The organism is Nocardioides salarius (assembly GCF_016907435.1).
Classification (GTDB): domain Bacteria; phylum Actinomycetota; class Actinomycetes; order Propionibacteriales; family Nocardioidaceae; genus Nocardioides; species Nocardioides salarius.
On record NZ_JAFBBZ010000001.1, the window covers coordinates 3,607,609 to 3,629,779 of the forward strand.

The following is a 22,171-nucleotide window of genomic DNA, read 5'->3' on the forward strand; positions in this document are numbered from 1 at the left end:
GGCGCGGCACCTCGTTGGATAAGTCACCACGGCCGAGCAGCCGGCGACCACGCTTGAGCTCCCAGCGGGACCCGCCGGGGAATCGGCGGAACACTCAGAGGACACAGGTCATGACGGCGGGGCCCACCGACCACCGCTGTGGCCGCCGCATTCATCGGCGGGCCCGCGTTCATGAAGGTTCGATGAAGGGTCTCCGACAACCCTTGCCCAAGATACCCCCGGGGGGTACTTTGGAACTGGGTGTGAGAACCAAACAGCCCCGGAGTTCTGAGGAGGTTCGCGATGCACACGGAGCCTGGCTACATCACCGAGAAACTGGCGCTCCAAACCCGACTGCGCCGCATCGAGGGCCAGGTCCGCGGACTCCAGCGTCTGGTCGACGAGGACACCTACTGCATCGACATCCTCACCCAGATCTCAGCCTCCACCAAGGCACTCGAGAGCGTCGCGCTGCTGCTCCTGGACCAACACCTGCAGCACTGCCTGACCAACGCCGGCGGCCCCGAGGACAGCCGACTCAAGCTCACCGAGGCCTCCAAGGCCATCGCACGACTCGTCCGCTCCTAACCCGCACACCAACGAAAGGGACACACCGTGACCGAGATCGCCAACACGCCTCGCAGTCTCCCGCTGCTCGAAGACCAGGCCACCGACTCCGGCGGCTGCGGATGCGGCGGCTGCGGCTGCGGCGCCTCCGACGCCGACTCAGCGGCCACGACGTCCAGCTCGATCGATCAGGAGAATCCGATGACCACCCACACCCACACCTACGCCGTCTCCGGCATGACCTGCGGCCACTGCGCCGCAGCTGTGACCAGCGAGCTGCAGTCCCTCGACGGTGTCACCGACGTGCACGTCGACCTCGTCGCCGGCGGAACCTCAACGGTGACCGTCGCCAGCCAGGCCCCCTTGGACGACATCCAGGTTCGGGCCGCCCTCGATGAGGCCGGCGAGTACCAGCTCGTCCAGCGATAACCCCGAAACGCCAACGCGACGCCGCACCTGCGGCCGCGAGGAGATGAACTCGAATGACGATGCCGACGACCACCTCGGACCAGGTCAGCCGCGAGCTGGAGCTGACCATCGGCGGGATGACCTGTGCCTCCTGCGCGGCTCGCATCGAGAAGAAGCTGAACAAGCTCCAGGGAGTGAGCGCGACGGTCAACTACGCCACTGAGAAGGCCAAGGTCAGCTTCCCGGCGACACTCACCCCCGCTGACCTTGTGGGCGTGGTCGAGGCCACCGGGTACACCGCATCCGTCCCAGCCCCCGCTGCGGTCTCGGGCTCCGCGGCCGACACTGGGCCAGACACTGGGCCAGACGAGAAGGCCATTGAGGCGGCGGGCTGGTGGCAACGCCTGGTCATCTCCGCGGTGCTGACGGTGCCGGTCCTCGCCTTCTCCATGGTGCCCGCCTTCCAGTTCGACAACTGGCAGTGGATCTCGCTGACCCTCGCGTCGCCCGTGGTTGTGTGGGGGGCGTGGCCGTTCCACCGCGCGGCGGTGACCAACGCCCGGCACGGCGCGGCCACGATGGACACCCTGATCTCGCTCGGGGTGTCGGCGGCCTGGCTCTGGTCGCTGTGGGCACTGCTGTTCACCCACGCCGGGATGACCGGGGTGCGGATGCCGTTCGACCTCTTCCCCGACGGGGAGGCGGGCGTCCACATCTACCTGGAGGTGGCCGCGGCTGTCACCACCTTCATCATCGCCGGCCGCTACTTCGAGGCCCGCGCCAAGCGACAGTCAGGTGCGGCACTGCGCGCTCTGCTCGACATGGGCGCCAAGGACGTCGCAGTCCTCCGCGACGGGGGAGAGGTGCGCATCGCCGTGAACCAGCTTGCCGTCGGCGACCGGTTCGTCGTACGCCCCGGAGAGAAGATCGCCACCGACGGAGTCGTCGAACAGGGCACCTCCGCCGTCGACGCATCCATGCTCACCGGGGAACCGGTGCCGGTCGAGGTCGGCCCAGGTGACGGCGTCGTCGGTGCCACCGTGAACGCCGGCGGCCGCCTGGTGGTTTCCGCCGCCCGGGTCGGAGCCGACACCCAGCTGGCTCAGATGGCCCGACTCGTCGAGGACGCCCAGAACGGCAAGGCACAGGTCCAACGGCTGGCTGACCGGGTGTCCGCGGTCTTCGTGCCCATCGTGATCGCCCTGTCGTTGGTGACCCTGGGCGGCTGGCTGCTGACCGGCCACACCGTCACCGCTGCCTTTACCGCCGCGGTCGCGGTCCTGATCATCGCCTGCCCATGCGCACTTGGCCTAGTGGCGCGGATTTGAAGTTGTTGGACGGTTGGCCTTGCTGAGGATCTCTTCGGCGGTTTTGGTCCAGACGAAGGGGTGGCAGCGGTCGTTCCAGCCGTCGAGGAAGGCGCGGATTTTGGCGTTGAGGTCCTGGACGGACTTGAAGACTCCGCGGCGGATGGCTTGGCGTTCGACGATGCTGAAGAAGACCTCGACGAGGTTCATCCACGAGGCGTGGGTGGGGGTGAAGTGGACCTTGAACCGGGGGTTCTCCTCCAGCCAGGCTCGGACGTTCTTGTGCTTGTGCGCGGCGTAGTTGTCCATCACCAGGTGCAGCTCGACCGGGTCGCCGTCGTCGTCGCGGACGTGACGGTAGGTCTTCTCGATCTGCTTGAGGAACGCCAGGAACTCCTCGTGGCGATGCCGGGTCTTCAGCGCGCCGGTGACGTTGCCGGTGGCGATGTCCAGGGCGGCGAACAGGGTCGTGGTGCCGTGGCGGTAGTAGTCGTGGGAGCGACGCTCGATCCGTCCCTCCTGCATGGGCAGGATCGGCACCGTGCGGTCCAAGGCTTGGATCTGGGACTTCTCATCCACGCACAGCACGATCGCGTTCTCGGGTGGGGCCAGGTAGAGCCCGCAGATGTCGGTGACCTTCCCGACCAGCTCGGTATCGGTGGAGAACCGGAATGAATCGCCCCGGGTTTCGTGGAGGCTCGGTTAGTTGGTTCCGACCTCGATGAGGACCGGGTTCGCACGGTAGTGCGGAAGGGGCTCGGATGCCCAGTGGTTGGCCTCGAACTCGGCGGGCGGGACGTGGCCAAGCTCGCCGTGAAGGCGCCTGTGGTTGAACCAGTCGACGTACTCAGCGACTGCGATCTCGACGTCGCTGACTGACTTCCAGCCGCCCTTGGGGCGCATGACGGGATTGCGGATGCATTCGGCCTTGAACAGCGAGTTGAGCGCCTCGGCCATCGCATTGTCGTAGCTGTCGCCCTTCGACCCGACCGATGCGACGGCCTCGGCTTCGGCCAGCCGCTCGGTGTAGCGAATCGCTCGATATTGAACTCCGCGATCGCTGTGATGCGTCAGGCCGGTGACGTCGCGGCCGGCCCGCTGTCGTGCCCACAGACCCATGTCCAGGGCGTCCAGCGCGAGGTCGGTGCGCAGGCTGGTCGACACCTGCCAGCCCACGATCATCCTGCTGAACACGTCGAGGACGAACGCGACGTAGGTCCAGCCAGCATGCGTTCGGACGTAGGTCAGATCGGCCACCCAGAGCTGGTTCGGGGCGGTGGCGATGAACTTGCGCTTGACCAGGTCCTCGGGCCGCTCGGTCTCCGCGCCGTCGCCGATGGTGGTCTTGCGGGTCTTGTCTCGCGGGATTCCACGCAGCCCCTCGGCCTTCATGAGCCGCTCCACGGTGCAACGAGCGACCTTGACGCCTTCGCGGTTGAGTTCGGCGTGGATCTTGCGGGCGCCGTAGACACCAAGGTTTGCCCGGTGGGCGACCTTGATGTCCTCGATCAGCTCGGCGTCACGCACGCTGCGCGCCGACGGTGGCCTGGCCTTGGTGGCGTAGTAGGTGCTCGGGGCGATCCGCACATCGGCGTCCTGCTGAATATTCGCCTTACTGGGGTCCAGCGGCGGCGTGTTCCGGGGCCGTCGGGGTGACTGCTCGTTGGCGGGCTTGGGGGCCGGTGTTGGCGTCGTTGGGGGCCACCTGTTTCTAGGCTCCTCCCGCCGTGCGTATAGGGCGCACAGCGGAAGGAGCGGATCATCGATGGTACGGAAGATCAAGGCGAAGCTCGTGCTGCAGTTGCGAGCCGAGGGACTCTCAGGGCGAGCGATCGCGTCCTCGCAGGGAATGTCACGCAAGTCCATCACTGCGGTGCTGGACGCTGCGGACGTAGCCGGCATCAGTTGGGACGACGTCGCTGAACGCCCAGAGGACGAGGTGTACGCGCTGCTGTTCCCCGGACGCGGTGAGCACGAGAGCGTGTTCGCCCAGCCGAACTGGGACCAGGTCCACAAAGAGATGGCCCGGGTCGGGGTGACGCTGAAGCTGCTGCACAGCGAGTACACCGACTCATGTGCCGCGGCTGGCGAGCCAGCGATGGGCTACGACCGGTTCTGCCGCACCTACCAGCGCCACGTGCTGGTCACCGGCGTCGCGTCGCGTGTGGGTCACAAGGCCGCCCAGACCGTCGAGGTCGACTGGTCCGGCCCGACGATGCAACTGAGCGACCCGGTCAGCGGAGCGATAAGGACGGTGTACCTGTTCGTGGGGTGCCTGCCGTTCAGCCGGTACGCATTCGTGGAGCCGACCCTGGACATGAAGCAGGACACCTGGCTGCGGGCTCACGTGGCGATGTTCGAGGCCTTCGGCGGTTCGGTGCCCAGGGTCGTGTCGGACAACCTGAAGACCGGAGTGATCAAGCATCCCCGTGACGGCGAGATCGTCCTCAACGACGCCTACCGTGAGATGGCTGGGCACTACTCGGCCGCGGTGCTGCCAGGCCGGGTCCGCAAGGCCAAGGACAAAGCCAGCGTCGAGAACACGGTGTGGCACGTCGCGATGCGAATCATCGCCGACCTGCGTGATGAGAGGTTCACGTCGCTGCCCGAGCTCAAGGCGGCCATCACCAGCCGCGTGGAGGCCTACAACGGCGAGCCGTTCCAGAAGCGACCCGGCTCGCGGGCGAGCGTGTTCACGGCCGAGGAGCAGCCGCTGCTGCGGCCGCTGCCACAAACGGCCTACGAGATCAGCCGGTGGGTCTACGGGCGTCGGGTCGGGCGCAACGGGCATGTGGTGTGGGAGAAGAACTTCTACTCCGTACCGTTCGCCCACGTCGGCGCCTTGGTCGACCTGCGTATCACCGACCGGGTGCTGCAGGCCTACCGCGGCACCGCGCGGCTGAGCAGCCACTTGCTGCTGCCGCCGGACGCGGCCAACGAGTACCGCACCAATGACGCCGATCTCCCGGTCGGCGAACGGTATCGCCAGTGGGACCCGGACCGGGTCAGGGACTGGGCTGAGCGGATCGGCCCGGCGACGGTGAGCGTGGTGAACCGGATCTTCGAGTCCGTCCCGGTCGACGAGCAGGGCTTGGACGCCGCCCTGGCGGTGCTGCGGCTGTCGCGACGTTTCTCGGCCGAGCGGGTCGAGGCAGCCTCCCGGCTGGCGTTGGCAGGTCGGGTGCGGTCCCCGCGCTATGCGCACCTGCACCCCATCTTGGTCACCGGGCAGGACAAGACCGCCGGGCTGCGGCCACCACGCGAGGAACCAGCAGAAGCCGGTGGCTACGTTCGTGGTGCCGGCTACTACGCGGGCGGTGCCAAGTGAACGGCATCGACATCGAGACCAAGCGCAAGCTGCGTGAGATGGGCGCCGCGCCGCTGCTGGAGGCGCTCGAGGGCCAAGACGACACCCTGACGCTGGGGATGGGCTTCGGTGAACGGCTCCGGTTGGTGGTCGACGAGGCACACTCGACGTTCAACCACGCCAAGGTCGAGGGCCTGATCCGCCGCGCCGGACTGCGGTACCCCGGCGCCGACCTGCGCCGGCTCGATCTGGTCGAGGAACGTGGGCTGGACCGTCAGGTGATCGCCCAGCTCGGGACCTGCACGTTCATCGAGCGACAGCAGAACGTGGTGTTCCAGGGCTTCACCGGCTCCGGGAAGTCCTACCTCGGATGCGCGCTAGCCAAGCAGGCCTGCCAACACCGGATCCGTGCCCACTACATCCGCATGCCCGACCTGGAAGAAGCCTGGGCGCTGGCCAGTGACAAGCCACAAGGAGCGACGAAGTTCCTCAAGAAGTACGCGGCCTTCACGTTGCTGGTGATCGACGAATGGCTGCTCGACCACCCCGACGACGCCATCAGGAGCATGCTGCTCGAGCTACTGGAACGCAGGTACGACACCGGGTCCACGGTGTTTTGCACCCAATACGCCAAGAAGGACTGGCACCAGCGGCTCGGATCAGGAGTGCACGCCGACGCGATCATGGACCGCATCGTGCACAACACCATCTGGGTCGACACCGGCAACCACAACATGCGTGAACACGCCTCGATGAACCGGTGAAAACAGCCGTTGGGGGCCGGTGGCCCCCACACCTGCGGCCACTGGCCCCCAACGGCAAGATCCACGGCCCCCAGCCACCCGATCCAGTGGTCCCCAAGCCTTCAAATACTCACTTCAGGACGGTGCAGATCGGCTCGACCCCGAACCGATCGCGGTGCTGGTCGATGTAGTCGACCAGCACCGCGGTGGGCACCTCTACTTGATCTTGCGGTCGAGCTCCGCGGCCGCGAAAAAAGCCGCGGACGTCTTCAAAATCTCGTTGGCACGTCGTAGCTCGCGGACCTCACGCTCGAGCTCGGCCAGCCTGGTCGCGTCATCTGTCGTGGTCCCGGGCCGGACGCCGCCGTCGATCTCGGCCTGGCGAACCCAGGTACGCAACGCTTCGGGGTGGACCCCGAGCTGATCGGCGACCCGCTTGATCGCTCCCCGCGCCGAGGCGGGGTCCTTCCGGGCCTCGATCGCCATCCTCGTCGCCCGCTGCTGTAGCTCAGCGCTGTACTTCCTCGGTGCTGCCATGACTCTCATCATCCTTCCCAGGAATGAGAGCCTCCATCAGACCCGGGGCGATTCAGAACGACTCGGCCTTCCACGGCTTGATCCCATAAGCCCGCCAGGCCCGCGCGATCGAGGAGTTGGAGACCTTGAGCCGCTGGGCCAGCAGCCGGCTCGACCAGTGCGTGACGCCGAGCTTCTTCGGCGGCGGCTTCAACGTCTCGGCCACGATCGCGCGGTGATCCAGGCTCCGCGGCCGTCCTGAGCGCTCCCGGTCCTCGAGCCCGGGCAGCCCGCGCTCCTCGTACCTGCTCCGCCACTGGATGACCGTGGTCGGCGAAGCGCCGACTCGTTGTGCGATCTCGCGGTTCCCCACCCCGTCGGCGGCCAGCAGGATCATCCGCGCACGCTTGGCCAGACCTGAACCCAGCGACCTCGAACGAAGCCAGCCCTCAAGCTGGTCGCGGTCGCCATCGCGCAACAACAAAGCCGGGGCCGGTCGATTCGCCATGGCCCCATGATTTCAGAAACCTAAGCGTTCAGGAACTAACGACACGTGCCACTAGACCACTCCTGTCAACGCCGGCCGAAAACTGACCCCCTTTTGCCGATCGAAAGTTGACCCCCTTCGAGCGGTTTGTTGGTGCTAGGTGGTCTTGGTGTGGCTTGCCGGGGGTGGCCCGGTTCGGTGCCCGCGGGTGCGGTACGACTCGCCGTCCAGGGCGATGACCTGGGCGTGGTGGACGAGTCGGTCGATGGTGGCTGCTGCGACGACGTCGTCGCCGAGGGTCTCGCCCCAGCGTGAGAACGCCAGGTTCGAGGTGACCACGACCGAGCCGGTCTCGTAGCGGCTGGCGATGAGTTGGAAGAACAGCGACGCGGCGGCGGTGTCAAAGGGCAGGTAGCCGACCTCGTCGATGACCAGCAGCCGGTAGCGGTTGAGCTTGCGCAGCTCGCGCTCGAGGTGGCCTTGCTCGTGGGCAGCGGCCAGGCGGGTGATCCACCCGGTCGCGGAGTCGAACGCAACCGGGTAGGACGCCTCGGCTGCCTTGATCGCCAACGCGATCGCCAGGTGCGTTTTCCCCGTCCCTGGCGGCCCGAGGAGCACGACGTTGTCGCGTTTGGCGATGAACGTGGTGGTGGCCAGGTGCGCGACCAGGTCGCGGGTCGCAGCAGGGACGTGGTCGAAGGTGAAGTCCTCGATGGTCTTGATCGCGGGGAAGTGCGCCGCAGCGATCCGCATCCGGGTCCCGTTCGCGGTCCGTGAGGCGACCTGGCGGCCCAGCACGGCCGCGAGGTACTCCTCGTGCGACCAGCCCTCGGCGCGGGCCTGGTCGCCCAGGACAGCGAAGGTCTCGTTGATCACCGGGGTCTTGAGCTCACGAGCCAGGAACGCGACCTCACTGAACAGGTCGCTGCCGGTTGCTCTGCCGGTGATCTTGCCGGTGGGTGTCGTCATCGCACGACCTCCAGGCTCGCTCGCGCAGCAACAGCCGCTTCGTCGGTGATCGCCGGGGTCAGGTCGAACAGCGCGTCGTAGTCGCTCAACGCCCGCACACCCACAACCGCACCCACCCCGTTCACCGGCCTGGTGGAGGGGCCACGCATCGCAGCGGTGCGGGCCTGGAAGGCGCTGCGCAGCCCGGCCGCGGTGTCCACGTGGGCAGGGTCGGTGATCGTCTGATGGGACGACCAGCACCGCTGGTGGACTCCCACGCTCGTGCCGGCGCAGGTGATCGTGATGGTGTCCAGGCCGGCGTGGACATCGACGAACCGGCCGATCACGGCTGGGTCGACGGAGTAGTCGTTCCCGGCAATGCGCACGTAGTAGTCGCGACCCAGCCGGACCCGCACGGTGGTGCCCACCGACGGCGCGACCGGCGGCAGGGCCCCCATCGCGGCGACATCGGCCGCGACCCGGACGCCGGGCTGCTGGCCGGTGCGGCGCAGCACCCGAGCGTTCGCGCGCGGCAACCAGCTGGTGAGCTGAGTGTTGTAGTCGTGCGGGGAGTCGAACTCGCGTCCAGGCATGAAAGAGGTCTCCAGGAACCCGTTGGCCCGTTCCACGATCCCCTTGGCTTCGGGGTCACGTGCCGCGGTCTGATAGATCCGGGTGCCCAGCGTGCCGGCGAACGACCTGGCGCCCAGGGTCAGCCGGTGGTGCTGGCCGATGCCGGCCTCGTTGTCCCACACCAGCATCTTCGGGACCCCGCCGAGTCCCGACAGGAGCTGCCACATGCCAGCCACCAGGTCGCCGGTCTTCCTGGACGGCAGCAGCGTGGCCATGATGAACCCCGAGAACGCCGCGACCATCGTCAACACCGGCAGGTCCACGGCGGGCCGCCCGCCCACCCAGGCCGCGGTCTTGGACCCGGCGTGGACGTCGACGGGGATGACCTTGCCGGGGAACCACAGGTCGCACTGCACGATCTCTCCGGCGACATAGCTCGTACGGTCCGCGGGATCACTCGGGGCGTACAGGGGACGCAGCTGGGCGACCCTGGCCCGCAGCACCGAGGACGAGTTCGTCCACCCGATCCGTTCGGCGATCACCGTGGCCGGCATCGAGGGGAACTCCGCCAGCAACGCCCGAATCCGCGGCTCGTGGGCATCGAGCATGGAGCCCGCCGGGGCCCGCTCGTACCTCGGCGGCGTATCCGAGGCCAACGCGGCACGCACAGTGTTCCTCGCCAACCCCGTCTTGCGCACGATGGCCTTGATGCTCATCTTCTCCGACTTGTGCAGCCGTCGAATCTCAGCCCAGTCCTCAGTCATGATCACTCCCTCACAGTGCCGAGGGGGTCAGGATTCAATCGGCACCAGGGGGTCAGGATTCACCCGGCAGCGACAACTCCTTGCGGTCTTTCCCGCGGCCCGCCAGCGACGCCGTCGCAGGTCAGCGCCGGTACGTCCAATTTCGTCTCCCGTTGTACCTGTCACCGATCCCGCACCGAGTCGCTCCGCGAGCCCATCCCGCACCGGGTCGCTCCGCGAGCCCATCGCGATCCGGCACGTTTGGCCGGTTCGTCGTGCGACGTCCCTTACTTCTCGTCCCTACGGTTCCTTCCGAGCCTTGGGGCCCCTGGGTGACTCGCCCAGGGTCAGTGATGCGCCGTTGGCGAGGATGTGGATGGACTTGCGTGCGCGGGTGAGCGCGACATAGAAGTCGTTGACCTCCGAGTGGTTTGTCGCGTCGGCGATGATGATGTGGTCGTATTCGAGCCCTTTGACCAGCAAGGTGCGGGAGATGATTCGCCGGCGTTCGCGCCGGCCGGCGTGACGCAGAGAGTCGCGTGCCTTGCTCAGCTCGGTGTGCAGGAGGGACTTGTCGCCTCCCTGTGAGTATTTGAAGGCTTGGGGACCACTGGATCGGGTGGCTGGGGGCCGTGGATCTTGCCGTTGGGGGCCAGTGGCCGCAGGTGTGGGGGCCACCGGCCCCCAACGGCTGTTTTCACCGGTTCATCGAGGCGTGTTCACGCATGTTGTGGTTGCCGGTGTCGACCCAGATGGTGTTGTGCACGATGCGGTCCATGATCGCGTCGGCGTGCACTCCTGATCCGAGCCGCTGGTGCCAGTCCTTCTTGGCGTATTGGGTGCAAAACACCGTGGACCCGGTGTCGTACCTGCGTTCCAGTAGCTCGAGCAGCATGCTCCTGATGGCGTCGTCGGGGTGGTCGAGCAGCCATTCGTCGATCACCAGCAACGTGAAGGCCGCGTACTTCTTGAGGAACTTCGTCGCTCCTTGTGGCTTGTCACTGGCCAGCGCCCAGGCTTCTTCCAGGTCGGGCATGCGGATGTAGTGGGCACGGATCCGGTGTTGGCAGGCCTGCTTGGCTAGCGCGCATCCGAGGTAGGACTTCCCGGAGCCGGTGAAGCCCTGGAACACCACGTTCTGCTGTCGCTCGATGAACGTGCAGGTCCCGAGCTGGGCGATCACCTGACGGTCCAGCCCACGTTCCTCGACCAGATCGAGCCGGCGCAGGTCGGCGCCGGGGTACCGCAGTCCGGCGCGGCGGATCAGGCCCTCGACCTTGGCGTGGTTGAACGTCGAGTGTGCCTCGTCGACCACCAACCGGAGCCGTTCACCGAAGCCCATCCCCAGCGTCAGGGTGTCGTCTTGGCCCTCGAGCGCCTCCAGCAGCGGCGCGGCGCCCATCTCACGCAGCTTGCGCTTGGTCTCGATGTCGATGCCGTTCACTTGGCACCGCCCGCGTAGTAGCCGGCACCACGAACGTAGCCACCGGCTTCTGCTGGTTCCTCGCGTGGTGGCCGCAGCCCGGCGGTCTTGTCCTGCCCGGTGACCAAGATGGGGTGCAGGTGCGCATAGCGCGGGGACCGCACCCGACCTGCCAACGCCAGCCGGGAGGCTGCCTCGACCCGCTCGGCCGAGAAACGTCGCGACAGCCGCAGCACCGCCAGGGCGGCGTCCAAGCCCTGCTCGTCGACCGGGACGGACTCGAAGATCCGGTTCACCACGCTCACCGTCGCCGGGCCGATCCGCTCAGCCCAGTCCCTGACCCGGTCCGGGTCCCACTGGCGATACCGTTCGCCGACCGGGAGATCGGCGTCATTGGTGCGGTACTCGTTGGCCGCGTCCGGCGGCAGCAGCAAGTGGCTGCTCAGCCGCGCGGTGCCGCGGTAGGCCTGCAGCACCCGGTCGGTGATACGCAGGTCGACCAAGGCGCCGACGTGGGCGAACGGTACGGAGTAGAAGTTCTTCTCCCACACCACATGCCCGTTGCGCCCGACCCGACGCCCGTAGACCCACCGGCTGATCTCGTAGGCCGTTTGTGGCAGCGGCCGCAGCAGCGGCTGCTCCTCGGCCGTGAACACGCTCGCCCGCGAGCCGGGTCGCTTCTGGAACGGCTCGCCGTTGTAGGCCTCCACGCGGCTGGTGATGGCCGCCTTGAGCTCGGGCAGCGACGTGAACCTCTCATCACGCAGGTCGGCGATGATTCGCATCGCGACGTGCCACACCGTGTTCTCGACGCTGGCTTTGTCCTTGGCCTTGCGGACCCGGCCTGGCAGCACCGCGGCCGAGTAGTGCCCAGCCATCTCACGGTAGGCGTCGTTGAGGACGATCTCGCCGTCACGGGGATGCTTGATCACTCCGGTCTTCAGGTTGTCCGACACGACCCTGGGCACCGAACCGCCGAAGGCCTCGAACATCGCCACGTGAGCCCGCAGCCAGGTGTCCTGCTTCATGTCCAGGGTCGGCTCCACGAATGCGTACCGGCTGAACGGCAGGCACCCCACGAACAGGTACACCGTCCTTATCGCTCCGCTGACCGGGTCGCTCAGTTGCATCGTCGGGCCGGACCAGTCGACCTCGACGGTCTGGGCGGCCTTGTGACCCACACGCGACGCGACGCCGGTGACCAGCACGTGGCGCTGGTAGGTGCGGCAGAACCGGTCGTAGCCCATCGCTGGCTCGCCAGCCGCGGCACATGAGTCGGTGTACTCGCTGTGCAGCAGCTTCAGCGTCACCCCGACCCGGGCCATCTCTTTGTGGACCTGGTCCCAGTTCGGCTGGGCGAACACGCTCTCGTGCTCACCGCGTCCGGGGAACAGCAGCGCGTACACCTCGTCCTCTGGGCGTTCAGCGACGTCGTCCCAACTGATGCCGGCTACGTCCGCAGCGTCCAGCACCGCAGTGATGGACTTGCGTGACATTCCCTGCGAGGACGCGATCGCTCGCCCTGAGAGTCCCTCGGCTCGCAACTGCAGCACGAGCTTCGCCTTGATCTTCCGTACCATCGATGATCCGCTCCTTCCGCTGTGCGCCCTATACGCACGGCGGGAGGAGCCTAGAAACAGGTGGCCCCCAACGACGCCAACACCGGCCCCCAAGCCCGCCAACGAGCAGTCACCCCGACGGCCCCGGAACACGCCGCCGCTGGACCCCAGTAAGGCGAATATTCACCCTGCGCTGCCGCCCCGCGGATTGCGGTCCTAGCGTCGTACCAGGCCTCATGCGAGTGCAGCCGGATCCCGGGCGCGTTCGGGATGACGTCCATCGCCGCGGCCAGCTCACCCAGGGTGGGATTCGCGACGACCCGGTCCAGGGCCTCGATGGCAATCCGAACCGGTTCCCGCTTCGCCGACGTGTGCAGCAGGTGGGCGCCGGCCCCGCCCCGGGCGTAGCACTTTCCTAGCGGGTCGGGGTCTAGGACACCGCTCTTTGCGTGGCACTTCTTGGTGAAGTCGAAGAGCCAGGACGCATATCCGTCGGGGTCCGCATCGAGCAGCTTGGTCAGCCACCTGCCGATGAAGCTGCCGGCGACCTCCTCCATCACGGTGTACAGGCCGTCGAGTTGACCCGCGATGCTTCGGCCGCTGGCCGCATGCCGGGCGCTGATGACGAGCACGGTTTCGTTGGCTGGCAGTGACAGCGCAGATCGTGCAGCGTTGGCCACTCCTTGGTAGTTCCCAGAGATGTCGGTGAATCGAACCCCGGGCGGGTACTTGGGGTTGTCCAGCTGCAGGACCCGGCCGGCGGTGAGGTGAGAGCGGATGTTGAACAGCCAGGTTCCCAGATCCTCATTGTGGCCGGCCCAGCGTCGGGGCTCAGGCGTGATGTCGGGGTGCTCGGGAAACTCACTGAGCACCTCGTCCCAGTCCGGGAGCCCATCAGAGAACCCGAAGATCGCCTGGAGGGGATCACCGAGGACGCCGACGCTGCCGACGGTGTCCTTGATCTTCAGCACCATGGCGTGCTGCTCGACGTTGCAGTCCTGGTACTCGTCGACGAGGACGTGTGTGTACGAGGCTCTCAGGACGGCCTGGACGTGCCGACCCGCCAGGGCTCGGGTCGCGGCCTGAACGTAGGCCAGCGAGTCGTCGGGAACCATGACGCGCGGGACAATGTGATCGCCGAGCACCGGGTATGCGCGCGCCAGGCGGAAGGCCAAGCTGGTGATCGTCGTGATCTGGACGCCAGTCGTCACGCCGAACCGCTTCAGTCGGGCGGCGACGGCGTGGACGCCCGCATTGGTATGGGTGATCACCAGGACCTTGCCGCCGCTGTCGATGACGTGCTTCGTGGCGGCCGCGAGCAGATGGGTCTTGCCTGCTCCGGCCGGCATGACGACCGAGGCAGGAAGGGCGTCGATGAACCCTGCGGCGTCCGTCATCAGCTCATCCGACAGGTCCTCAGGCACCGGGCTGCCCCGGCTCTAGTGCGGGTGGTGCCTCCGGTGTTGTCTCCGGGCGGGCGTATATGGCGGCTTTCAGCTCGTCGAGTTTTGCCATGACCTCACCGGTGTGAAGCGCCGGCGTCTCGAGGATGAACCTGCCGAGGCGACGACCCTTGTCGACCCGCTTGAACCAGGCCTTCTCCTTGTCGATGTCCTTGCCCTTGGCGGCGAGCCCGACGATCTCGCGAGCCTTCTCTAGGACGACGCCCGCTGCTGCCCAGGTGGTGACGTCCAGCGGGTCGGCGCCCGTGCTCGCTGCGGGAGCACCCTTCGCCACCAGCTTGGCTGCGTAGGACTGCGCCGAGCCCTCCCGGTCGTCAGCAACGTCCAGGGCCGCCTCGATGAACGCTGTCAGCCCGGCCTCGTCGAGCTGGGAGCAGATCGCTGTCTCAATGCTGTGGGCGCCGCTCCACTGGACTACGGTCCCGCCGGCGGCCTCGATGGCCGGCACGAGGCTGTTCGCAGCCTCGTCGTCGCTGTCGATAAACAGCACGATCTCGTAGCCGGCGTGGAGGAACTGTTTCGCCCAGGCTGCTGACCCGGTCCCACCGTTGCCCTCAATGGCGACGACTCCGAGTGCAGCCGACGGCGCCGACTCGGCGTCCGCTCCGAGGTTCCACAGGTCAAGGTGTTCGAGGACCACGCCGTACTCGGTCTTCCCCTCGTTGATGACGATGCGGCGCGACAGGAAGGCCTCGGGACTGCTCTTCAGCAGATTCCGCAGCTCGACTGGGTCATCCAGCGGGCGAAGTTCGGTCACACCGTCCGTCGAACGGACCATCACCAGCTCCTCGGCCTCGAGGTGCTGCAGGGCTGTCGGCGAATGAGTGGTGACGAACACCTGCGAGAACGCCTCGCTGGTCCGCAGATGGCCCAGGAGGTGAACGAGCCGGTGGGGTTCTAGCCCGTGCTCTACCTCGTCGACGAGGAGAGTGGTGCTCCCCTGGTTCGCGAGCTGCTGCGTCGCGGCCCCCGTCAGCCGTCTGGTGCCGAGCCCGAAGTTCGTCAAGGGGACGTCGCCTTCGAATAGCGCCAGGTTGCCCTGGGTGTTGGTCAATGACACGTCAAGTCCCGGCTTCAGGTCCGCAAACTCGGTCGTGCCGATCGCCTGCACCTCCTGCTGAACGTCCTTCGCCAGATTCTTTAGGGCGTCGGTGACCGCACCAGCGGCAGCGTCACGTGCCGCGCGTCCTGCGAGCGTGAGGGTCGACCTGGTGTCGTCCCGGCTGGCGGTGAGCTTCCCAAGGGACGAGGTCCGTGACCACCTCAGATGCGCGTCGATGCGGTCGTCGATCCGGTAGGCCGTCATCCGTGACCGGTGCCGCGCACGAATGGGGTGCGGCTCCTCGTCGTCCAGTCCCTCCAGTGGCGGTCGGTATGACTGCCAGACGGGCTCGAGATCGGCCTTGACCAGAAACTCGACGATGACGCAGCGCTGAGCCTCGTCGACCGGGTCGTGCATCCACTCGCCGTCGTCGTCGATGCCGGCGAGGAACCCGCCGAACGCGTCCATCGCGATGAGCTCATCTGGCAGCTCGTCGACCGCCACCCGGATACGGATCGGTTGATCCACCACGGCGTCGTAGAAGTCTGTGTCCAGAACACTCTGCCCTGCACGGTCGTGGAGCGCGCGCTCGAGGGCGGTCAAGACTGTGGTCTTCGTGGAGTCCCCGGGGCCGATGAGGGCGGAGAATCGGCGGCTTGTAGGCAGCCGCCAGGAGGCGGACTTGATGCCGCGGAAGTTCTCAATGTCGATTCGCCGGATCCGCATGGTCCTCGCTTCGGGTAGGCAGGTCTCCTCGACCTTAAGGCGGAGGACCGGCGTTCCTCGGGATGGTTAACGACTTTGCAGGTGTGCGGCTGCCCTGTCCGGGCTACCGCGGCTGAGCGTCATTCCGTGAGCCGGAAGGACACAGATTCTCGGGTCACCCGCGCCGCGCCGTACCGCAGGGTGAACCCTGATTGACGAACGCCCTGGCCGGAAGGGACGGCGTCAGGCATGACGGCGGGCAGTTGGCCGTTGGACCCGTCCGGGTGAGTCCTCGGGAGAGGGGCGTCTCGCGGGACGACATCGAGCCGACATCCGTAGCCCCTCTTGGGCGTTCGTGAGGCCAGCTTGCGGGCTCGGCGGGCGCGAGCGACCTCGCGGGGTGGTAGCGATGATAAGATTGCCTTATGACGCTTCTTGCCGAGTATCGCGGCGCGCGACATGACGAGGATGTTGCGCGGCTTCGGCGTGTGCTCGCCCTCAGGGCGATGGTGGCGACCGGGATGAGCCAGCGGGAGATCGCAACGGTGCTCGGGATCAGCCAGCCCGCGGTGAGTCAGCAGTTGCGGGCGGCTTCGGATCTGTCGAGTGTTCATCCGGAGAAGCTGATTGAGGCGGCTGCGCCGGTGATCCGGAGTCTCGCCGAAGATGCCGGGTACCGCAGGCTTGCAGTCTTCGGTTCGGTGGCGCGTCAGGAGGCGGGCCAGGACTCCGACATCGATCTGCTGGTCGAGTCGCCGGAGGAAACGTCGTCGTTCGGTTTCATCAGGTTCAAGCAGCTCATCGAGCAGGTGCTCGGTCGGCAGATCGATCTGGTCGACTACGGCGGTCTGAAGCCGAGGCTAGATGACGACATCCGTCGCGACGCAGTGCTGCTCTGATGGAAGTCAATGCGGCCAAGGAACTCCTTCACATCCAGTCCTGGGTGAGCCGCGTCGACGAGATCGTGCAACGCGGCAAGGATGCTTACCTCGCCGATGCCTTGCTCCAAGAGGCGGGGGACTCGCTCATGATGAAGCTCGGTGAGGCAGCCAACCGGTTGTCCCGGCTCGACGTGTTGGCGCCCGACGGCGTCGAATGGGCACTCGCCGTCGCCAACCGCAACTTCATCATCCACCAGTACGACGAGATCAACCGCGAGCTCACCTGGCTGACGCTCTCGAGAGACCTGCCGGCGTGGAAGGTCTCGCTACAGGGCCTCTTCGCGGAGGCCGAGATGACGCTCGGTGAAGATGACTGAACGCCGGCAAGACGAGGAGCCGAGATTCGAACCGTGTCGCGTTTAGTCCCCGAAAACCACGGCACAAGTCGTCTCTCGAGGTCACATCCAAGCAAGAGGTGAGACCTCTTCGGCACCGTCAAGTCGGACGTTCGCGCAGGTAAGGGCACGAATGCTCAAAGATCAGCAAGAGCCGGACAGATCCCGCCCGCTCGCGCCGGATGACCAGAGGTCGCAGGTTCAAATCCTGCCCCCGCTACTGAAAAGTGGCCCGTGGCCTGCGGAAATGCAGGACACGGGCCACTTGTCATTTGAGCCATTCTGGCTTGTGTCGCGCTTTGTGACCCGAAAACCCCCTCTGCAGCGGGGTCCGGTGCCGGGTTCGCCACCTGGATTCAGCCTGGGTGGTCGGCGACCTTGGTGATCATCGCGGTGCGGCCGACGTCGCCAATCGGCTGCGGTGGCCTTCGGCTGTGTCTGGTTTCGGGCGCCGAGGAGGACGGCGGCGAGGATGGGGTTGATGAGCTCGGGCCAGAGCGAATCGGGCATATGAGCTCGATGTCGTCGACCTGTGAAAAGGGCCGTCCTGGACTATGACGCGCGACGTTGTCGCGCTGCGGACACGGCTCGTTGGAACTCGGGATCGTTGTGAAGCGTTCGCAGCCGACGTCAAAGGCGGTCTTCCTTCTTGACGAGTGCCGATGGCACGTGATCGCTCCTCGGGTCCGGCGGCGCTGCCTGCCCTCACAGCGGCAGGATCAAGGTGCCTGGCTGGCGGCCGGGTGTGGCTGTGCCTAAACTCAGGATGCGATGACTCTTGCCGACCGCACCTTCCCGGGAGCCGTGAGGACGCGGCTTCCGCTGGTCGTCCTCCTGTGCGCAGTCGCGCTCGGAATCGTTGGCATGCACGGGCTGGCGTCCGGGCCGGACTCCGGCGAGCACGTCGGGCACCACGCCGCCCCGACGATCATCATGACCACCGACACCACGGTGGGCGTGGTCGCATCCCTCGGCGTCGTTGCCGGGGACGAGGCCCCGCCGGCGGATGACGGGGGGTTGCTCGCGCTGTGCCTGATGATGCTCACGCCCGGTTTGGCGCTGGGCTTGTGGCTGCTCGCTATTGCGGCACGTGGCGGGGGATGGCGTCTGCCGCGTCTGGTGCCGTGGGTCGTCGCCGCGCTCGACGTGGCGGGGCTGCCACCGCCGTTCGAACGACAGCTGACCGTACTCCGGATCTGATCAGGCACACCGGCGCACCACCCGCATGGGTCCGGTGCGTCCGTCCTGCCCGTCATTCGATCTCATTTGGAGTATGCGCATGTGCGCGACGCGCAAATCGCTGAGTCTGTCTTCTGGTCTCCCTCTGGTCGTCGGCCTCTCCATGGCCGTGGCCCTGCTCGCCAGCTGTAGCTCTACAGAGAACCAAACCGCCTCGGACGCCGCTGCGGCCGGGGAGGAGTTCGGCCATATCCACTCTCTCGACGTGAACCCCGCGGACGACACGCTCTACGTCGCGAGTCATCACGGGGTGTTCGCCCTCGGTGCCGACGGCTTCGAGCGTGTGGGGGAGGAGCGTTTCGATGCGATGTCGTTCACCATCGCCGACGCGGACCGCTTCCTGATGAGTGGTCACCCCGAGCCGGGCGCCGGGGGACCCGCGCACTTGGGACTCTCCGAGTCGACAGACTCCGGTCGGACGTGGAGGTCGCTCTCGTTGGAAGGGGAGGCGGACTTCCATGCGCTCGAGGCGTCGGGTGAGCGCGTGTACGGGGTCGACTCCCAGAGCGGGCGCCTCATGTTGACCGAGGACGGCAGGCGGTGGCGCGACCTGGGCCAGTTGCCCGCCGCCGACGTGGCCGCCCATCCAGGCAACCCCGATCTTGTGCTGCTGACCGATGGCAGCGGTTCGCTCGTCCGGCTCCAGGTCTCCGGGTCTCCCGAGCTCGTGGAGTCCGCGCCGCGGTTGTTGCTCCTGGACTGGGACAGCGAGGACCTGCTGGTCGGGGCCGGCCCCGAGGGGTCGGTCTACCGCAGCGACGACGGTGGGGACTCCTGGCGGGAGGTGGGATCACTCCCGGACGTGCCTCGCGCGCTGACCGCCACCGAGTCGCGGTGGTATGCCGCCACGGAGGGCGGCGTCCTCGTGTCCACCGATACTGGTGCCACGTGGTCCGAGGTCGGGCGCCCATGATCGCGTTGTTCTACGGAGTGCTGCTGGTCCTCGGCGTCGTGATGCTGGTGGTGACGGCGGTGCGGGTGCTGGCCGGAGGCCTCGAAGCCGGTTCGGGCCGGCCCGGTCGGCCGAGCGGGACGGGTGGTGCCCGACAGATCCTCGAGGAGCGGTACGCGGCGGGCGAGCTGAGCACGGAGGAGTACCAGCACCGGTCGCGCGTCCTGAGGGAGGGGAAGTCGTGAATCCGATCAGCCGACGCACGGCTCTGACGATGGGCGGTGCCGGCCTGGTGGGCACCGTCGTCGGTGGCACGGGCCTGTGGCGGGAGCTGTCCACCTCGGTCCTGGACCCCGTCGCCGGGGAGCGGTTCACCGAGCCCGAGGTTCTCCGGAGCACCGGGGGCCTGCTGGAGGTGCGGCTGGAGGCTGCGCTGGGCAGCCACGAGGTCGCCGGCCGGCAGGCCACGACGATGGGGTTCAACGGCGGTGTGCCGGGTCCGACGTTGCGGCTGCGGCCGGGCGACACGCTGCGAGTGGAGCTGGTGAACCGGCTCGATCGGGTCACGAACCTGCACGTGCACGGGCTGCACGTGTCCCCCGAGGCTAACGGGGACAATGTGTTCGTCGCTGTCGAACCGGACCAGGCGCATCGGTATGAGTATCGGTTGCCCGAGAACCATCCACCAGGCGTGTACTGGTACCACCCGCACCACCATGGCACGGTCGCGGACCAGGTGTTCGGCGGACTCTACGGCGCCATCATCGTGGAGGACGACGAGGAGATCACCGTCGACCGGGAACGGGTCATGGTCGTCTCCGACATCACCCTGGACTCCGGTGGCTCACTGGTGAGCCCGTCCACCATGGAGCAGATGATGGGCCGCGAGGGTGAGCTCGTCCTGGTCAACGGTGCCGCTGAGCCTGACCTCAAGGGTCGATCAGGTGAGCGTGAACGGTGGCGCGTCGTGAATGCCTGCACGGCCCGCTACCTCGCGTTGAGACTGCCGGGGCAGCGGGCTCGTGTGGTCGGTCGCGACGTGGGTCGCCTGCCCCGGGACATGGCGTTGAAGGACGTCGTGCTCGCGCCCGGGAACCGGCTCGACCTGGTGGTCGACCTGTCCGAGGGAGGCAGCGAGCTGACCGCGATGCCGGTCGACCGTGGCGGCATGATGGGCCAGATGATGGGTGGGGGCCCGATGTCAGGGGGTGGCGGGCCGGTGACCCTCGCCCGCCTGGGCGTTTCCGCGAGCGGCAACCGAGCCGCGGGTGAGATCCCGCCTGGCCCGGCTGTCCGCGACCTGCGTGACGCTGACGTCGATGGTCGTCGGTCGCTCACCTTCCAGATGGGCATGGGCGGGATGATGGGCGGCGGCGACGGTCCGATGAGCTTCACCTTCGACGGTGAGGAGTTCGACGCCGACCGGATCGACCAGCAGGTCGGGATGGGCACGGTGGAGGAGTGGACCATCGGCAATGACAGCCCGATGGACCATCCTTTCCATCTGCACGTGTGGCCGATGCAGCTGTTGGAGACCGACGGCCGCGAGGTGCCAGAGCCTGTCTGGCTCGACGTGGTGAACGTTCCCGCCCGCAGCCAGGTCAAGGTCCGGGTCGCGTTCGAGGACTTCGGCGGCCGGACCGTCTACCACTGCCACATCCTCGACCACGAGGACCGGGGAATGATGGGCACCGTCCTGGCCAGTTGACCTCGCGGCGGTCCCTGCCCCGAGCGGGCCACCTGACAACACAGCGGAGCCCTCGGGCTCCAGGAATCGGAAAGAGAGGTGAGACCCATGTATGGCAACGGAGGAGGCATGGGCTGGATGTGGTTCATCTGGCCCGTCATGATCCTGGTCATCGTTCTCGTCGTCGTGCTGCTGGTTCGCGGCAGCGGCGGAGGCACGAACCGCGGCAGTGGCAGCGCGCCTGGACCGGGGACCGGGAGAACTCGAGCGCAAGAGATCCTCGACGAGCGCTACGCCCGTGGCGAGCTCACCGACGAGGAGTACCAGGACCGCCTCCGTCAGCTCCGAGACGACAGCGACCGATAGGCGCAGGCGGAACCATTGCGCCGGATCACCGACGACAAGCTCCGGTGTCACAACCGGCGATGTGGATAAGTATCCCCGATGAGAGGAGACCCAGCATGACCACGAAGTCCGATCAGAACCAGTCCGAGCACGAGCAGCACAAGAAGCACGTCGGCTTCATGTGGGGGATGATGTACAAGAACGTCAAGGTCAACGTCGCCATCATCGTGGCCGCGCTCGTCGTGGGAGGCTCCGCGTTGTGGCTGTCCCGGTCGCAGACGTTTGTGCAGGACGAGTCCTAAATGAAGGGCATGATCCCGCACCACTCGATCGCGATCCTCACCAGCGAGCGGTCCGAGATCGAAGACGTGCGTGTGCGCAAGCTGGCCGACGAGATCATCAAGGCTCAGCGCATCGAGATCGCCGAGATGAAGTGGCTGATCGAGGACATCGAGAAGAACGGTGCCGCCACCCCCGAGGAAGAGGCCAAGCAGCGCCCCGTCCCGGACTTCGAGGCCAGCCCCTGAGCACGGATCCCCGTCCATAGTCAGCCGGTGGCGACGATCTGAACGCGAGAGGAGAGTCATGTACGCAGGGGTTGTCGTGATGTCGAGCGCGGTCGGGGTACTCGTACTCGGGCTGTACGCGCTGCACAGGCTCACCGCCGTAGCGCCAGACTCGCTAAACGTGCTTCCCTTCGAGTCGGGCTGGGCCCCCGCGCAGCACGCACTGTCGCGGTACCACGTGCGCTGGTACCTCGCGACGCTGCTCTTCCTCGCCTTCGACGTCGAGATGCTGTTCATGTATCCCTGGGCGGTCGTCGTCGCACAGGTCGGCGTGACCGCGGTCGTCGAGATGTTCCTCTTCCTGGCTGCCTTGTTCGTCGCCGTGCTCTGGGCATGGCGGGAGGGGGCACTGCGTTGGGTCTGAGTGACGCGCTCGCACGGAGCGCTTCCCGGCAC

General features: G+C 66.9%; 24 protein-coding genes and 2 pseudogenes. 15 read left to right on the forward strand and 11 right to left on the reverse strand.

The annotated features are described in order from the left end of the window. Window positions 1-282: 282 nt before the first annotated feature. From JOE61_RS17260 to JOE61_RS17270, 3 genes and pseudogenes are all read left to right on the forward strand, one after another. Window positions 283-567, forward strand: a complete 285-nt coding sequence (locus tag JOE61_RS17260; protein ID WP_193671180.1) for a metal-sensitive transcriptional regulator — start codon at window positions 283-285, stop codon at window positions 565-567. 27 nt (window positions 568-594) lie between these two features. Further along, window positions 595-975, forward strand: a complete 381-nt coding sequence (locus JOE61_RS17265) for a heavy-metal-associated domain-containing protein (RefSeq protein ID WP_307823078.1) — start codon at window positions 595-597, stop codon at window positions 973-975. A gap of 59 nt (window positions 976-1,034) precedes the next feature. Further along, window positions 1,035-2,267: pseudogene (locus JOE61_RS17270) on the forward strand (heavy metal translocating P-type ATPase); the annotation flags it as partial. On the opposite strand, the pseudogene JOE61_RS17275 reads toward JOE61_RS17270, so the two are convergent. Both JOE61_RS17275 and JOE61_RS17280 read right to left on the reverse strand, forming a co-directional pair. After that, window positions 2,265-2,945: pseudogene (locus JOE61_RS17275) on the reverse strand (IS630 family transposase); the annotation flags it as partial. The pseudogenes JOE61_RS17270 and JOE61_RS17275 overlap by 3 nt on opposite strands. Window positions 2,946-2,963: 18 nt before the next feature. Next, complete coding sequence (locus tag JOE61_RS17280) at window positions 2,964-3,848, reverse strand: IS3 family transposase (protein ID WP_193671203.1); 885 nt, start codon at window positions 3,846-3,848, stop codon at window positions 2,964-2,966. Window positions 3,849-4,026: 178 nt separating this feature from the next. On the opposite strand from JOE61_RS17280, the gene istA (JOE61_RS17285) reads away from it, so the two are divergent. After that, window positions 4,027-5,589, forward strand: a complete 1,563-nt coding sequence (gene istA, locus JOE61_RS17285) for an IS21 family transposase (protein ID WP_193671191.1) — start codon at window positions 4,027-4,029, stop codon at window positions 5,587-5,589. Then, window positions 5,586-6,332 (forward strand): ATP-binding protein, encoded by a 747-nt coding sequence (locus JOE61_RS17290; RefSeq protein ID WP_307823079.1) that lies wholly within the window; start codon window positions 5,586-5,588, stop codon window positions 6,330-6,332. The genes istA (JOE61_RS17285) and JOE61_RS17290 overlap by 4 nt, the downstream gene beginning before the upstream one ends. Before the next feature lie 195 nt (window positions 6,333-6,527). Here the strand turns inward: JOE61_RS17290 and JOE61_RS17295 are convergent, their stop codons facing one another. From JOE61_RS17295 to JOE61_RS17335, 9 genes are all read right to left on the reverse strand, one after another. Then, window positions 6,528-6,860, reverse strand: a complete 333-nt coding sequence (locus JOE61_RS17295) for a transposase (RefSeq protein ID WP_307823080.1) — start codon at window positions 6,858-6,860, stop codon at window positions 6,528-6,530. Window positions 6,861-6,900: 40 nt separating this feature from the next. Further along, window positions 6,901-7,335, reverse strand: coding sequence for a helix-turn-helix domain-containing protein (locus tag JOE61_RS17300; RefSeq protein WP_193671186.1), 435 nt, complete (start codon window positions 7,333-7,335; stop codon window positions 6,901-6,903). A 135-nt stretch (window positions 7,336-7,470) separates the two neighbouring features. Then, complete coding sequence (istB, locus tag JOE61_RS17305; RefSeq protein ID WP_193671185.1) at window positions 7,471-8,283, reverse strand: IS21-like element helper ATPase IstB; 813 nt, start codon at window positions 8,281-8,283, stop codon at window positions 7,471-7,473. Continuing rightward, the gene (istA, locus tag JOE61_RS17310) at window positions 8,280-9,605 is read right to left on the reverse strand and encodes an IS21 family transposase (RefSeq protein WP_193671184.1); all 1,326 of its coding nucleotides are present in this window, start codon (window positions 9,603-9,605) and stop codon (window positions 8,280-8,282) included. The genes istB and istA (JOE61_RS17310) overlap by 4 nt, the downstream gene beginning before the upstream one ends. Window positions 9,606-9,878: 273 nt before the next feature. Then, window positions 9,879-10,256 (reverse strand): ATP-binding domain-containing protein, encoded by a 378-nt coding sequence (locus tag JOE61_RS22720; protein WP_193671183.1) that lies wholly within the window; start codon window positions 10,254-10,256, stop codon window positions 9,879-9,881. Window positions 10,257-10,275: 19 nt separating this feature from the next. Continuing rightward, the gene (locus JOE61_RS17320; RefSeq protein ID WP_307823079.1) at window positions 10,276-11,022 is read right to left on the reverse strand and encodes an ATP-binding protein; all 747 of its coding nucleotides are present in this window, start codon (window positions 11,020-11,022) and stop codon (window positions 10,276-10,278) included. Further along, window positions 11,019-12,581, reverse strand: a complete 1,563-nt coding sequence (istA, locus tag JOE61_RS17325) for an IS21 family transposase (protein WP_193671191.1) — start codon at window positions 12,579-12,581, stop codon at window positions 11,019-11,021. The genes JOE61_RS17320 and istA (JOE61_RS17325) overlap by 4 nt, the downstream gene beginning before the upstream one ends. A 50-nt stretch (window positions 12,582-12,631) precedes the next feature. Further along, window positions 12,632-13,984 carry a UvrD-helicase domain-containing protein gene (locus JOE61_RS17330; RefSeq protein ID WP_193667664.1) on the reverse strand — a complete coding sequence of 451 codons (1,353 nt, stop codon included), beginning with the start codon at window positions 13,982-13,984 and terminating at the stop codon, window positions 12,632-12,634. Beyond that, on the reverse strand, window positions 13,977-15,791 hold the full coding sequence (locus JOE61_RS17335; RefSeq protein WP_193667663.1) for an ATP-dependent nuclease: 1,815 nt from the start codon (window positions 15,789-15,791) through the stop codon (window positions 13,977-13,979). The genes JOE61_RS17330 and JOE61_RS17335 overlap by 8 nt, the downstream gene beginning before the upstream one ends. Before the next feature lie 404 nt (window positions 15,792-16,195). Between JOE61_RS17335 and JOE61_RS17340 the strand changes: the two genes are divergently transcribed. The 10 genes from JOE61_RS17340 to JOE61_RS17385 all read left to right on the forward strand — a co-directional run bounded on the left by JOE61_RS17340 (window position 16,196) and on the right by JOE61_RS17385 (window position 22,139). Beyond that, window positions 16,196-16,669 carry a nucleotidyltransferase domain-containing protein gene (locus JOE61_RS17340; protein ID WP_193667662.1) on the forward strand — a complete coding sequence of 158 codons (474 nt, stop codon included), beginning with the start codon at window positions 16,196-16,198 and terminating at the stop codon, window positions 16,667-16,669. After that, complete coding sequence (locus JOE61_RS17345; RefSeq protein ID WP_193667661.1) at window positions 16,669-17,028, forward strand: HepT-like ribonuclease domain-containing protein; 360 nt, start codon at window positions 16,669-16,671, stop codon at window positions 17,026-17,028. Before JOE61_RS17340 ends, JOE61_RS17345 begins: the two co-directional genes overlap by 1 nt. A 789-nt stretch (window positions 17,029-17,817) precedes the next feature. Continuing rightward, window positions 17,818-18,246: a hypothetical protein gene (locus JOE61_RS17350; RefSeq protein ID WP_193667660.1), complete on the forward strand. Its 429-nt coding sequence runs from the start codon at window positions 17,818-17,820 to the stop codon at window positions 18,244-18,246. A gap of 79 nt (window positions 18,247-18,325) precedes the next feature. Further along, window positions 18,326-19,198, forward strand: coding sequence for a F510_1955 family glycosylhydrolase (locus tag JOE61_RS17355; RefSeq protein WP_193667659.1), 873 nt, complete (start codon window positions 18,326-18,328; stop codon window positions 19,196-19,198). After that, on the forward strand, window positions 19,195-19,422 hold the full coding sequence (locus JOE61_RS17360; RefSeq protein ID WP_193667658.1) for an SHOCT domain-containing protein: 228 nt from the start codon (window positions 19,195-19,197) through the stop codon (window positions 19,420-19,422). The genes JOE61_RS17355 and JOE61_RS17360 overlap by 4 nt, the downstream gene beginning before the upstream one ends. Further along, window positions 19,419-20,885, forward strand: coding sequence for a multicopper oxidase family protein (locus tag JOE61_RS17365; RefSeq protein ID WP_193667657.1), 1,467 nt, complete (start codon window positions 19,419-19,421; stop codon window positions 20,883-20,885). The genes JOE61_RS17360 and JOE61_RS17365 overlap by 4 nt, the downstream gene beginning before the upstream one ends. Before the next feature lie 87 nt (window positions 20,886-20,972). After that, complete coding sequence (locus JOE61_RS17370) at window positions 20,973-21,230, forward strand: SHOCT domain-containing protein (protein ID WP_193667656.1); 258 nt, start codon at window positions 20,973-20,975, stop codon at window positions 21,228-21,230. A 95-nt stretch (window positions 21,231-21,325) separates the two neighbouring features. Then, complete coding sequence (locus tag JOE61_RS17375; protein WP_204797284.1) at window positions 21,326-21,511, forward strand: hypothetical protein; 186 nt, start codon at window positions 21,326-21,328, stop codon at window positions 21,509-21,511. Beyond that, entirely contained in the window at window positions 21,512-21,736 is a 225-nt protein-coding gene (locus JOE61_RS17380; RefSeq protein WP_204797285.1) for a DUF305 domain-containing protein, read from the forward strand. It begins immediately after the preceding gene. A gap of 79 nt (window positions 21,737-21,815) precedes the next feature. Next, a complete protein-coding gene (locus JOE61_RS17385; RefSeq protein WP_227491389.1) occupies window positions 21,816-22,139 on the forward strand; it encodes an NADH-quinone oxidoreductase subunit A in 324 nt (107 codons plus the stop codon). The last annotated feature ends 32 nt before the right edge of the window (window positions 22,140-22,171 follow it).

Coding starts and splice junctions, on each gene's coding strand:
- JOE61_RS17260 (WP_193671180.1), top strand. CDS start 283: ATGCACACGGAGCCTGGCTACATCACCGAGAAACTGGCGCTCCAAACC.
- istA (WP_193671191.1), top strand. CDS start 4,027: ATGGTACGGAAGATCAAGGCGAAGCTCGTGCTGCAGTTGCGAGCCGAG.
- JOE61_RS17295 (WP_307823080.1), bottom strand. CDS start 6,860: ATGATGAGAGTCATGGCAGCACCGAGGAAGTACAGCGCTGAGCTACAG.
- JOE61_RS17300 (WP_193671186.1), bottom strand. CDS start 7,335: ATGGCGAATCGACCGGCCCCGGCTTTGTTGTTGCGCGATGGCGACCGC.
- istB (WP_193671185.1), bottom strand. CDS start 8,283: ATGACGACACCCACCGGCAAGATCACCGGCAGAGCAACCGGCAGCGAC.
- istA (WP_193671191.1), bottom strand. CDS start 12,581: ATGGTACGGAAGATCAAGGCGAAGCTCGTGCTGCAGTTGCGAGCCGAG.
- JOE61_RS17335 (WP_193667663.1), bottom strand. CDS start 15,791: ATGCGGATCCGGCGAATCGACATTGAGAACTTCCGCGGCATCAAGTCC.
- JOE61_RS17340 (WP_193667662.1), top strand. CDS start 16,196: ATGACGCTTCTTGCCGAGTATCGCGGCGCGCGACATGACGAGGATGTT.
- JOE61_RS17345 (WP_193667661.1), top strand. CDS start 16,669: ATGGAAGTCAATGCGGCCAAGGAACTCCTTCACATCCAGTCCTGGGTG.
- JOE61_RS17350 (WP_193667660.1), top strand. CDS start 17,818: ATGACTCTTGCCGACCGCACCTTCCCGGGAGCCGTGAGGACGCGGCTT.
- JOE61_RS17355 (WP_193667659.1), top strand. CDS start 18,326: ATGTGCGCGACGCGCAAATCGCTGAGTCTGTCTTCTGGTCTCCCTCTG.
- JOE61_RS17360 (WP_193667658.1), top strand. CDS start 19,195: ATGATCGCGTTGTTCTACGGAGTGCTGCTGGTCCTCGGCGTCGTGATG.
- JOE61_RS17370 (WP_193667656.1), top strand. CDS start 20,973: ATGTATGGCAACGGAGGAGGCATGGGCTGGATGTGGTTCATCTGGCCC.
- JOE61_RS17375 (WP_204797284.1), top strand. CDS start 21,326: ATGACCACGAAGTCCGATCAGAACCAGTCCGAGCACGAGCAGCACAAG.
- JOE61_RS17380 (WP_204797285.1), top strand. CDS start 21,512: ATGAAGGGCATGATCCCGCACCACTCGATCGCGATCCTCACCAGCGAG.
- JOE61_RS17385 (WP_227491389.1), top strand. CDS start 21,816: ATGTCGAGCGCGGTCGGGGTACTCGTACTCGGGCTGTACGCGCTGCAC.